9 protein-coding genes are annotated in these 12,621 nt (G+C 54.2%); 5 read left to right on the top strand and 4 right to left on the bottom strand.

All coding sequences use genetic code 11. The features are described from left to right. Nucleotides 1-53 precede the first annotated feature (53 nt). Both BLP45_RS12465 and thrC read left to right on the top strand, forming a co-directional pair. On the top strand, nt 54-1,370 hold the full coding sequence (locus tag BLP45_RS12465; RefSeq protein WP_090372869.1) for a homoserine dehydrogenase: 1,317 nt from the start codon (nt 54-56) through the stop codon (nt 1,368-1,370). A gap of 83 nt (nt 1,371-1,453) precedes the next feature. Beyond that, complete coding sequence (gene thrC / locus BLP45_RS12460) at nt 1,454-2,860, top strand: threonine synthase (protein ID WP_090372818.1); 1,407 nt, start codon at nt 1,454-1,456, stop codon at nt 2,858-2,860. 49 nt (nt 2,861-2,909) lie between these two features. Here the strand turns inward: thrC and BLP45_RS12455 are convergent, their stop codons facing one another. The 4 genes from BLP45_RS12455 to nadC form a co-directional block, all read right to left on the bottom strand. Further along, nucleotides 2,910-3,686 (bottom strand): gamma-glutamyl-gamma-aminobutyrate hydrolase family protein, encoded by a 777-nt coding sequence (locus tag BLP45_RS12455; protein WP_090372817.1) that lies wholly within the window; start codon nt 3,684-3,686, stop codon nt 2,910-2,912. Between the two features lie 18 nt (nt 3,687-3,704). Next, nucleotides 3,705-4,820 (bottom strand): YbdK family carboxylate-amine ligase, encoded by a 1,116-nt coding sequence (locus BLP45_RS12450; RefSeq protein ID WP_090372816.1) that lies wholly within the window; start codon nt 4,818-4,820, stop codon nt 3,705-3,707. Further along, nucleotides 4,817-6,025: a cation:proton antiporter gene (locus BLP45_RS12445; protein WP_090372815.1), complete on the bottom strand. Its 1,209-nt coding sequence runs from the start codon at nt 6,023-6,025 to the stop codon at nt 4,817-4,819. Before BLP45_RS12445 ends, BLP45_RS12450 begins: the two co-directional genes overlap by 4 nt. A 261-nt stretch (nt 6,026-6,286) precedes the next feature. Beyond that, nucleotides 6,287-7,141: a carboxylating nicotinate-nucleotide diphosphorylase gene (gene nadC, locus BLP45_RS12440; RefSeq protein WP_371128755.1), complete on the bottom strand. Its 855-nt coding sequence runs from the start codon at nt 7,139-7,141 to the stop codon at nt 6,287-6,289. 375 nt (nt 7,142-7,516) lie between these two features. Between nadC and clpB the strand changes: the two genes are divergently transcribed. The 3 genes from clpB (at nt 7,517) to bamC (ending at nt 12,408) form a co-directional block, all read left to right on the top strand. Next, complete coding sequence (gene clpB, locus BLP45_RS12435) at nt 7,517-10,123, top strand: ATP-dependent chaperone ClpB (RefSeq protein WP_090372813.1); 2,607 nt, start codon at nt 7,517-7,519, stop codon at nt 10,121-10,123. A gap of 246 nt (nt 10,124-10,369) precedes the next feature. Continuing rightward, nucleotides 10,370-11,260 carry a 4-hydroxy-tetrahydrodipicolinate synthase gene (dapA, locus tag BLP45_RS12430; protein WP_090372812.1) on the top strand — a complete coding sequence of 297 codons (891 nt, stop codon included), beginning with the start codon at nt 10,370-10,372 and terminating at the stop codon, nt 11,258-11,260. Between the two features lie 86 nt (nt 11,261-11,346). Further along, nucleotides 11,347-12,408 (top strand): outer membrane protein assembly factor BamC, encoded by a 1,062-nt coding sequence (gene bamC, locus BLP45_RS12425; RefSeq protein WP_090372868.1) that lies wholly within the window; start codon nt 11,347-11,349, stop codon nt 12,406-12,408. Nucleotides 12,409-12,621: the final 213 nt, after the last annotated feature.

Genomic DNA, 12,621 nt, shown 5'->3' with positions numbered 1-12,621 from the left:
ATCGCATACCAACTTACCAACCCGGTTGCTCATTTAATCTTTTTGCGTTAATTATGAAACCCATCAATGTAGGTCTATTAGGTATCGGCACCGTCGGCGGCGGCACTTTTGCAGTACTCAAACGCAACCAGGAGGAAATCACCCGCAGGGCCGGGCGTGGTATCGTCATCAGGATGATTGCGGATCGTGACGTAGAGAAGGCACGCAAGATCGCGGGTGACGATGTCATCGTTACCGCCGATGCGAACGCAGTCGTGTCCAATCCCGACATAGACATCGTGGTCGAACTGATCGGTGGTTATACCGTTGCAAAGGTGTTGACGCTGAAGGCAATCGAAAATGGTAAACATGTGATCACCGCCAATAAGGCGCTGCTGGCGTCCCACGGCACGGAAATTTTTGCCGCCGCCCAGCGGAAAGGCGTAATGGTTGCGTTCGAAGCGGCGGTAGCGGGTGGAATCCCCATTATTAAAGCCTTGCGCGAGGGGTTAACCGCTAACCGGATTGAATGGATTGCCGGAATTATCAATGGCACGAGTAATTTCATTCTGTCGGAAATGCGCGAAAAAGGATTGACATTCGATACAGTGCTGAAGCAGGCGCAAAAGCTCGGTTATGCCGAGGCTGATCCGACTTTTGATGTCGAAGGCATCGACGCCGCGCACAAACTCACTATCATGGCCGCTATCGCTTTCGGGATTCCCATGCAATTCGATAAGGTTTTTACCGAAGGTATTACAAAACTGACCCGGGAGGATATCCGCTACGCGGAGGAGCTCGGCTATCGCATCAAACTATTGGGCATTACCAGGCGTACGCCCAAGGGCATCGAGCTGCGTGTGCATCCCACGCTGATTCCGGCCCGGCGGTTGATCGCGAATGTGGAGGGGGTGATGAATGCGATTGTAGTGAAAGGCGACGCGGTTGGCGCCACCCTCTATTATGGTGCGGGAGCTGGGGCTGAACCGACAGCCAGTTCCGTGGTGGCAGACCTCGTGGATGTAACCCGGATGCATACCGCCGATCCAAGGCACCGCGTTCCTCACCTTGCCTTCCAGCCTGATCTGTTATCGAACACACCAATCTTGGCGATTGAAGAGGTGGAGACCTCCTATTATTTGCGATTGCGAGTGATGGATAAGCCGGGAGCGCTGGCCGACATCACTCGCGTACTTGCCGACCTTGGCATTTCCATTGATGCTATGGTACAGAAAGAGCCCAGCGAAGGGGAAGATCAGGTGGATATCATCATGCTCACCCATTTGACGGTAGAAAAGAATATTAATGCCGCCATCACCCGAATCAACAAACTGCCCTCGACGACCGGTAAGGTGATATGCATCCGGCTGGAAGAGTTGAACAGTAAATAATCTTTAAGGGCGCGTCTAAAACCCAAGCCCGGCTGGCGGGCTCGCTTGCCAATTCGGTATTCTCTGTATCTGCGGTGAAAAAAATGCGTTATATTTCTACTCGCGGTGGCATGCCGCCAAAAAAATTTTCTAAAATTCTTCTGGCCGGCCTTGCGCCCGACGGCGGGCTGGCAATGCCTGAAGCATATCCCCGCATCAGTGCCGCCCAGATGGAAGAGTTGCGCGGCCTGGGCTATCGGGAGCTTGCGTTCGAAATCATTTCCCGATTCGTCGACGATATTCCTGCTGCTGATTTGCGCGACATCATTGCGCGCACTTATACCCCTGAATTATTTCGCAGTGAGGAGATCGCCCCGCTGAGAACTCTGGAGCCGGGGCTGCATATACTGGGTTTGTCAAATGGGCCGACGCTGGCGTTCAAGGACATTGCCATGCAATTGCTTGGTAACCTGTTCGAGTACGCTCTGGCAAAAACAGGTGAAGATCTTAATATCCTTGGGGCGACTTCCGGGGATACCGGCCCCAGCGCAGAGTATGCCATGCGCGGGAAGCATGGTGTCCGTGTATTCATGCTTTCCCCGCAAGGGAAGATGAGCCATTTCCAGACAGCGCAAATGTTTTCCCTGCAAGATCCGAATATTTTCAATATCGCCATTCGCGGCGTATTCGACGATTGCCAGGATATCGTCAAGGCGGTCAGCAATGACTACACGTTCAAGCAAAAATACCGCATCGGCACGGTGAACTCGATAAACTGGGCGCGTATCCTGGCGCAGATCGTTTATTACTTCAAAGGCTATTTTGCCGCTACCCGTTCAAATACCGAACAGGTGTCGTTTGCTGTCCCCTCAGGTAACTTTGGCAACATTTGTGCGGGCCATGTGGCACGCATGATGGGGTTGCCGATCCGGAGGCTGATACTTGCCACCAATGAAAATGAGGTCCTGGCCGAATTCTTCAGAACGGGTTGCTATCGGCCCCGCGTCGCGGCGGAAACGCTGCAAACCAGCAGCCCCTCAATGGATATTTCCAAGGCATCCAATTTCGAGCGTTTTATTTTTGACTTGACGGGACGGGATACGGCCAAGGTAAAAGAGTTGTGGCGGGCGGTAGACAAGGGCGCTGCTTTCGATCTTGCCGGTACGCCCCTCTGGGAGAAAGTGAAGGACTTTGGTTTTGTCTCAGGAACCAGCAATCATGCGGCGCGCATCGCTACCATACGCAAAATCCATGAGCAATACGGTGTTTTGGTGGACCCGCATACTGCCGATGGCCTGAAAGCGGGACTGGAACATCGTGAGGCCGATGTACAGCTGATTTGCCTTGAAACCGCGTTGCCAGTTAAATTTTCCGAAAGTATTATCGAAGCCATTGGGCACGAACCGGCGCGTCCGGCGGGCTATGAGAACCTTGAAAGCCTGCCGCAGCGATATGTGGTAATGAATGCCGATACCGATGCCGTCAAGGCATTTATTGCCGAGCAGGCTTGAGCAGCTGTAAAAATTCAATGGCGGCCCGCTCCTTATGGGAGCCTTCCGATTACTTGCGCTGTTCCTTGGCGGCAGCAAGAAAATCGTCCAGTATGGGGCCCGAATCGAGTAACCCGCTGGTACCGGCATGAAACTCCGGATGCCATTGAAATGCGGTGACGTAGCATTTCCCGCGCATGCGGATTGCCTCAATGATACCGTCGCTGTCGGACACGGCCTCGACTATCGAGTCCCGTCCCAGCCGCTTGATCGCCTGGTGATGAATGCTGTTAACAACGTGTTTGTCATTGGCCTCGTATAATTCCGCCAGCCTGGAGCTCTCCTCAATGTGAATGGTATGCCGGTGCTGGTCGTACAACGCGGAGTCCACATGTAACATCGCGTCAGGATACTCGGTGGCAATATCCTGATAAAGACTCCCCCCCAATGCCACATTGATTAGCTGCAGCCCGCGACAAATCCCCAGCACGGGTTTGCCCTGTACGACACATTCCCAGAATAGTTCCATTTCATAAAGGTCGCGCACCCGGTCGCCCGACCATTCAGGTCGCAGCGGCGTTTCGCCATAAGAAATGGGACTGACATCGGCGCCGCCTTGCAGCACCAGACCATCTATTTCCGTCACATAGTCGCTTATGCGAACACTTGAGCGTTCGACGCCACCAGACTCTATCGCCGGCAACATGAAGACCAGCACCCCGCGGCGCATGATCCAATGGGCGACGGTCTGTTCAAGGTATTGTAGAGTTTTATTGCGAAAACCCAACTCAGCCGGCGGGTGATGCAGAATACGCGGCGACAGGCCGATACGTAACGGGCGTGTCATTTGCGCGAGTACGGATCCTCAGTTGCCCATCCACAATGCGGCTTGCAACTGCATGACATCGCCGAGATTGTGTTCGCGCGCGTAAGTTTGCCGCAACCAGCTGGTGCCGTTGCCTGCGGCCAGTATTTCGCGGACGCGTTCCATCGCTTCTCCCGCCCGTAACTCCATGGCATGGGCTGAAATGCGCGCCAACATACCGGTGATATCCTCGCGAATACTACGCTGCTCGTGGGTGCAAGGGTCGATAAAGACGCCTTCAAGTCCGAAACGACAGGCCTGGAAGCGATTGAACGTATAAACCAGATAATCGTCCTCTTGCGGCGCGGCGCGCTGTTCCACCATAATGTAACGGGATACCGCCTGGATATAGCAGGCAATAGCGGCAGCGATTTCCACGGTCAAGGGGGTATCGCATACCCTGACTTCGATGGTGCCAAACTCCGGTTTCGGGCGAATATCCCAATAAAAATCTTTCATTGACTCGACCACGCCGGTAGTGGTCATTTTATCGAAGAATTGTTCAAAGCCATTCCAGCTCAGGACGAATGGTGCCCGCCCGCTCAATGGGAAGGAAAACACTGAATTAAGGCGCGCCGAAGCGAACCCGGTATCATGCCCCTGTACGAATGGAGAACTGGCCGACAGAGCGATAAAGTGGGGCACGTAACGCGACAGCATATGCATCAGATGGAGCGCCTCATCCGGGCCGGTGCAACCGATATGGACATGCTGGCCGAATATGGTGAACTGTTTCGCCAGATAGCCGTATAGTTCCGACAGGTGGTGAAAACGGGGTGCGTCAAAAATCTTCTGCTCGCTCCAGTGCTGGAACGGATGGGTGCCGCCTCCAGCCACCGCTACATTGAGAAAGCGTCCCGCATCTGACACAACCTTGCGCAACGAACGCAACTCCTCGACCAGTCCACCATATTCCTGCTGCACCGACGTATTGATTTCAATCATGCTGCGCGTCATTTCAGGTTTTACGTCGCCGGGATGAGGGTATTTTGCAATCCGGCGCAGCATATCGGGCGCTGAGGAAACCAGGTTGTAATCATTACAACCGAGTAGCTGCAATTCAAGCTCGACTCCAATGCTTAGCGGGCGAGATGGTGCAAAGGGCATCAGGCTCATGTTTTTTTCTCCGGTGTCTCTCCGGCTGCGCCTAGTGCCATCTGCACCACAATGGGCCCGGCAAGCTCAAGTATCACGATACAACTCATTAGCGCCAGGCCCAGTCCTGAAGCAAAGGCAGGAAAAGTGGCGCCGGTGTCCAGTGTCAACAGCAGCGCAACACTGGACATGGGCACCAGCGCAATTCCCAGCGCCATGGCCTGGCGCAGGCCAATGCCGCTATAATGCGCCAGCGCCAGCACCGAGGATAACTTGGCGATAGCACGCACCATGATGAGCAACAAAACCAGAAGCGCACTTTCACGTAGCCCATTGAGGTCGGCTGCCAGGCCGTTGGCGATGAACATCAACACGACCAGGACGGCGCCGGCGGAACCGAAGTGTGGCGGGAAAGTCCGGGAACGTTGCCGCCGGTATCGCGTTATCAGGCCGGCAGCCAGCAGCACGAGAATCGGACTGAGTTTGAGCGTCGAAGCCATAATGGTCGCGAATGCGATCATGCCAAACAAGACGAAAGAAAAAGTTTCCTCATGCTGCCCCAGATGATGATGGATTCGCTCGAAGGTGATGCCGAAGAGCCAGGCGAGCAGTGCCGAACCACCGATTAAGTAGAGCGGCTGTAATACACTGTGCATGAGGCCTGCGCCGGTCTCTCCATGCATGAGAGCAACCGCCAGCTTGTGAAATATAACAGCGTAGATACAGTTGAGCGCAGTCATGAGTAGAAGACGGTCGGTAACCTGGCCCTGAGCACGCGACTCCGTCACTGTGCGCACCACAATGGCGGGCGATGTGGCAATTGCAATGGTGGCAACAACCGCGGCGGTAACGCCGGCGGTATCGAACCACAGCAGCAGCCCATATACGACGAAGAAAGTTGTAATAGACTCCAGAAGACTGGTGCCGGCGATCCAGGGGTTGGCTTTAAGCCAGCGCAGGTTGACCTTGCTTCCCAGCTCGAATAACAGGATACCGAGCGCCAAGTCAACTACCAGCCGCCATTCGGCGGCAGGCAACTGCGGGATCAGGCTGAAGCCGCCGGGGCCCAGCAATAGCCCGATAGCGATGTAGCCGACAATGCGCGGCAATTTCAGATAGCGTACCAGTGCTTCGCCCACTAGCACGGCGACGACCAGCGTCAGTGCAAGCCAGAGCGCAGGGGGGACCGAAAGTGGCCAGAGGGGAAGGTATGTGGACCAGGTCATGCGAAAAAGTGATGGAACCGCGAGAGTAATGCTGTTCCGGTAGCTGGAGCTGTTATTTTCAGATGCATCAGGTTTCCTTCAGGATATATGCCGGTGTCCGGGACTTTTAATGCCTCCGTACTCGGAAATTTGTCAAGTCAACCCGGTAAGATTAATGCTTGGGATCGGAAGAGGTGCTTGAATTATAAACTATGAACGGTCCCGGCGCGATTTGACGTATTAGGCAGGATGCGTGATGATGTATTGGGGGTAAATCAAGGATCAGATGTGTAAAGAAGAGAATCGCATCGATAAATCGACTGCTTTTATGTTCTTGGTGAGACTTCCAACGGAAATTCGATCCACACCTGTTTCCGCTACCATGCGGATGTTGTCAAGGGTGATTCCTCCCGATGCCTCCAGTACCGCCGTCTTGCTGGTTGATCGTACGTTCAATGTGACCGCCTCGCGCATTCGGTCGAGATCGAAGTTATCCAGTAGAATCAGCTTTGCACCGGCACCAAGCGCGCTACGCAGGTCGTCCAGCGTTTCCACTTCAATCTGAGTGAATACTCCCGCGGGAGCAATTGCTTCCGCAGCGCGCAAGGCGGGCTCGATACCTCCCGCCGCGATAATGTGATTCTCCTTGATGAGTATGCCATCGTATAAACCCAAACGATGGTTTACGCCACCGCCGCATCTGACCGCATATTTTTGCGCCAGCCTTAATCCTGGCAGCGTCTTGCGCGTGTCCACGATCGATGCCCCGGTTCCCGCCACTGCATCAACGTGGCGCCTGGTTTGTGTGGCGACCGCCGATAGCAGTTGCAAAAAATTCAGCGCGGAGCGCTCTGCCGAAAGGAGCGCGCGAGCGTTACCGGTTATTTCACAGAGTGCTTGTCCGGCGCCGATTGCTGCGCCGTCTTGCGAAAACCACCGCACTTCGGTTTGCCGATCCAACTGCCAAAAACAGGCTTCGAACCATTCGATACCACACAATATCGCGTTTTCACGGCTGACAACGGTAGCGGTCGCAATCTCGTCAGCAGGAACAAGGTTTGCCGTCAAGTCGCCCGTACCCATATCTTCGGCCAGCGCTTGATTAACGTCTTTCTCGATGTCTGCTGATAAGCCCACGAAATAATCCATTAGTAGCCTGTTTAACGGAAAATAAATTAGATGACGTTCCGGTCTTGAGCCGGAAGTGGATCCAAATCCACAATTGCGTGCCTCTACGCCGTTGGATACCGGCTTTCTCCGGTATAACAAACGTCTTGTTTGTGCTTTGGATCAATAGTGTTTGATACCGCATATTCTAACCGAGCACGCGCGCACGGCACCAGTAAGCGTGGGATTTCGATGTTTCCGGGGGAGATTTTTCACAAAAGAGGCTAGAGCCCGATGCCGGTACAACGATCCCGCTTCCATGAGAGATTCCGGCGTCTGCCTCCATCTTGAAATTTCAACCTGCTCCCATATATAGGGGTTATTCATTATCCACGAGGAAATGCCATGCGTTTCGACAAGTTAACCACCAAATTCCAGCAGGCGCTCGCCGATGCGCAGAGCATCGCCGTAGGCCAGGATAATCCTTACATTGAGCCTCAACATTTACTGCTCGCGCTGTTGCAGCAGGAAGATGGAGGCACGGTTTCGCTGTTGCAACGGTCGGGTGCGAACGTTCCATCCCTGCGTGACGCATTAAAGAAAAGTATAGAACGCTTACCCAAGGTGGAGGGGACCGGCGGAGAAATCAATGCTTCGCGCGAGCTTGGCAACTTGCTCAATCTCGCCGACAAAGAAGCGCAGAGTCGCGGCGACCAGTTTATTGCGTCCGAAATGTTTTTGCTGGGCGCGTTTCAAGATAAAGGTGAAACCGGCAAGCTGCTGAAGCAGCACGGCGCCAATCGTGCAGCGCTGGAACAGGCTATCAACACAGTGCGGGGAGGAGAGGGCGTTGCCAGCCCGGAAGCGGAGGGCAGCCGCGAAGCCCTAAAAAAATATACGCTTGATCTGACTGAGCGTGCACGGTTGGGTAAGCTTGATCCGGTGATCGGCCGTGATGACGAAATTCGACGCACCATACAGGTATTGCAGCGGCGTACCAAGAACAATCCAGTTCTGATCGGGGAACCCGGAGTGGGCAAGACCGCCATCGTGGAAGGTCTGGCGCAACGCATTGTCAACGGAGAGGTCCCGGAAACACTGAAAGACAAGCGCGTGCTGTCGCTTGATATGGCTGCGTTACTCGCGGGGGCGAAATACCGTGGTGAATTCGAGGAACGCTTGAAATCCGTTCTGAAAGAGCTTGCGTTAAACGAAGGAAGTTCCATCGTATTTATTGACGAGCTTCATACCATGGTAGGTGCGGGCAAGGCGGAGGGCGCGATGGATGCGGGAAACATGCTGAAACCCGCCCTTGCCCGCGGGGAATTGCATTGCGTCGGTGCAACCACGCTGAACGAATATCGTAAATACGTTGAGAAGGACGCAGCACTGGAGCGGCGTTTTCAGAAAGTGCTGGTGGATGAGCCTACCGTGGAAGCCACGATCGCCATTTTGCGCGGATTGCAGGAGAAATATGAAGTACATCATGGCGTTGATATTACTGATCCAGCCATTGTAGCCGCCGCTGAATTGTCTCACCGCTACGTAACAGACCGTTTTCTGCCTGACAAGGCGATTGACCTGATCGATGAGGCCGCCGCCAGAATTCGCATGGAAATCGATTCCAAGCCGGAAGCGATGGATAGGCTGGACCGGCGCCTGATCCAGCTCAAGATCGAACGCGAAGCGGTGAAGAAGGAGAAAGACGAGGCTTCACAAAAACGCTTGAGTTTGCTGGAAGATGAAATAACCAAGCTGGAGCGCGAGTGCGCCGACCTGGAAGAAATCTGGAAGGCCGAGAAATCGCAAGTGCAAGGCTCCCAGCAGATCAAGGAAGAGATGGAGAAGGTCAAACTTGAAATGGAGGCAGCTACGCGCAAAGGAGATTGGCAGAAGGTATCAGAACTGCAATATGGCCGCATTCCGCAACTGGAAGCGCAGCTGCAGTTGCAACTCAATGACCAGCTCCGGCACGAGATGGCAGGGCAAGGCGACCTGGAGAACAAACCGAAATTGCTCCGCACACAGGTGGGCGCGGAAGAAATTGCCGAGGTGGTTTCCCGCGCAACAGGCATCCCCGTTTCGAAAATGATGCAGGGCGAACGTGAGAAACTGCTGCACATGGAGCAAAAGTTGCACGAGCGGGTGATCGGACAAGATGAAGCGGTGCGTCTGGTAGCCGATGCGATCCGGCGTTCGCGAGCGGGACTTTCGGACCCTAACCGGCCTTATGGCTCATTTCTGTTTCTGGGGCCGACTGGCGTGGGCAAGACCGAATTATGCAAGGCGTTGGCCGGTTTTCTGTTTGATTCCGAAGATCACCTTATTCGCATCGACATGTCGGAATTCATGGAAAAACACTCGGTTGCACGCTTGATCGGCGCGCCGCCCGGGTATGTGGGTTACGAAGAAGGCGGCCACCTGACCGAAGCGGTGCGCAGGAAGCCTTATTCGGTGATCCTGCTGGATGAGGTCGAAAAGGCGCACCCGGATGTATTCAACGTATTACTGCAAGTGCTTGACGACGGACGCATGACCGACGGTCAGGGGCGGACCGTGGATTTCAAGAACACTGTTATTGTCATGACTTCCAATCTCGGCTCACAAATGATCCAGCAAATGGCGGGTGATGATTATCAGGTTATCAAGCTGGCGGTAATGGGCGAAGTGAAAACCTATTTCCGTCCCGAATTTATCAATCGTATTGATGAAGTGGTTGTATTCCATGCGCTGGATGAGAAGCACATCCAAGCAATAGCGCGAATACAGCTGCAATACCTGGAAGCGCGGCTGGCAAAACTCCAAATGAATTTGAAGGTGTCGGAAGCCGCGGTGGCAGAACTCGCGCAGGCCGGTTTCGATGCGATTTTCGGTGCACGTCCATTGAAGCGCGCCATCCAGGCACAAATCGAAAATCCATTGGCGAAGGAAATACTCGAAGGCCGCTTTGCCGCCAAGGACACCATCGCAGTGGATTGCAGAAACGGCGCGATGGTATTTTCGAAAGCATGATTCTGGATCGGCAGGGGAAGCTCCGCATCCCGCTTCGGGGCCGCGCCTTCCTTCTGAAGGCACTTCCCGCCCTGCCCGCGGAAACCACCCCAACGGCCGGATAGGATGACTTGCGAGCTGGTGAACAGTTGCGAGGAGTAAGAATCCCGGCATTAGCTGGATAAGGGGCAGCGGAATGGCGGCGAATATTCTTTACTGCGGGAAGATTCGGGTAAAATATCCCTTTTTACGTACGGATAGATTGTCATGCGTAGTGTTGTAATGCGAGGCAGCCTGGTTGCTATCGTTACGCCCATGCACGAAGAAGGCGGGCTGGACCTGGAGCATTTCCGCACGCTGATCGATTTTCATGTGGCGGAAGGAACAGACGGCATCGTGGTGGTCGGCACTACCGGCGAATCTCCAACGGTGGATTTTGACGAGCATCGGGTGCTGATTAATACCGCGGTAGAGCGCGCTGCCGGGCGGGTGCCGGTCATTGCGGGCACCGGTGCAAATTCCACGCGTGAAGCGATTGATCTATCTGTCTATGCGAAGGATGCTGGCGCGGATGCGAGCCTGTCGGTGGTTCCTTATTACAATAAGCCGACACAGGAAGGTTTGTATCAGCATTTCAGGGCAGTGGCAGAGGCGGTGGATATTCCACAGATTTTGTACAATGTACCCGGCAGGACTGTGGCCGATATTGCCAATGATACGGTGCTGCGGCTCGCACAGATCCCCAATATTGTCGGTATCAAGGATGCAACCGGCGACATGGGGCGTGGCTTTGACCTGCTATGCCGGGCTCCGGAAGGTTTCTCGATTTATAGTGGAGATGATGCGAGCGCCCTGGCAATGCTGTTGCAGGGCAGTCACGGCGTGATTTCGGTCACCGCCAATGTTGCACCAAAGCTGATGCATGAAATGTGCACTGCAGCTTTTGCGGGGAACATTGCCGCAGCTCGCGCCGCCAACGCCAAACTTCAAAGGCTGCACCGGGATTTATTCATTGAGGCCAATCCTATCCCGGTAAAGTGGGCCGTAGCGCAAATGGGCCTCATCGCCTCGGGTCTGCGTCTGCCTTTGACGCCGTTGTCGGACGGATACCACGAGATTGTCAGAGAGGCGATGCGGCAGGGCGGGATAGCCATATAGATGGACGGCCTGTATCCACCATTTAAAGGAGTTGCGTGCCACATTTGAGATGGCGAGTAGTGATTGCGCTATGCCTGGCGGTGGGTATGGCGGGTTGTCACCTGCTGCCGGAAGGCAAGAAAATCGATTACAAATCGGCGGGTAAACTTCCGCCACTGGAAGTGCCGCCTGATTTGACCGCGCCGGGTACGGATGAACGTTTTGTTGTTCCAGATATCAATCCATCAGGAAGTGCGACTTTCTCAGCTTATAACAAGGAACGCAATAAGCCTCATGCTGGCGGCACTTCTGTTTTGCCCATGTCCGAGGAGGCTGGAGTTCGCCTGGAGCGTGCTGGCACGCAGCGATGGCTGGTCGTAAGGGGTGAACCGGAAGAGATATGGCCGATCGTAAAAGAGTTCTGGCATGAGTTGGGTTTTATCATCAAGATCGAAACACCAGAGGCGGGAGTAATGGAAACCGATTGGGCGGAAAATCGCGCCAAGATTCCTCAGGATTTAATTCGCAGCGCGCTCTCCAAAGTCCTGGATACATTATATTCGAGTGCCGAACGGGACAAGTTTCGTACCCGCCTGGAACGAGGGGAAGAAGGTACCACCGAAATTTATATCAGTCACCGTGGTATGGACGAAGTGCTGGAGGGGAATATCCGCACCATATGGCAGCCTCGTCGTCCTGATCCGGAATTGGAAGCCGAGATGCTTGCTCGTCTGATGGTGCGTTTTGGCGTGGAGGAAGAGCGTGCTAGAACAGTTTTGACGAGTTCGGGGAGCGCTCAGGAGCGGGCGCATATCAACCAAAAGGGTGGAGTCCTCACGGTAAACGAGCCATTTGACCGTTCATGGCGCCGTGTTGGATTGGCGCTCGACCGTATTGGTTTTACCGTCGAGGACCGTGATCGTTCCCAGGGGATTTATTTCGTGCGCTATATTAATCCCGATGCGGACAACGGCACGGACGGAAGCGGTCTTCTTTCGAAGATTCTTTTTTGGCGCGACAGCGCAGCCGACAAACCGGACCAATTTCGAATCCAGATTGCTGAAGCAGGAGCAGGTAGCGAAGTCAAGGTATTCAACAAGGATGGCGAGCCAGACCGATCCGATACCCCAAGCCGGATATTAAACTTACTATATGAGCAGTTGAAATGATTTTCTACTTACGTTCTCACAGCAATGCCACGATAGTGGTCACGTATATGGAGCGTCCGCCAGGGTGCACAATTGCGTTGCTGCGCCCGGCCTGTACCCCGGTCCATTGCCTGATTTAGGATGAAAGCACTTTTTTTTCTGCGTCATTATAACGACATTGACCACATCACCCCGGTCATCAGCAAGTGGATTGCCTCGGGTCACACCTGCGAC

Source organism: Nitrosospira sp. Nl5, from assembly GCF_900102495.1.
In the GTDB taxonomy this organism is placed as follows: Bacteria; Pseudomonadota; Gammaproteobacteria; order Burkholderiales; family Nitrosomonadaceae; genus Nitrosospira.
The sequence above is the reverse complement of the archived record's forward strand: the minus strand, read 5'-3'. Positions and strand labels throughout refer to the sequence as shown.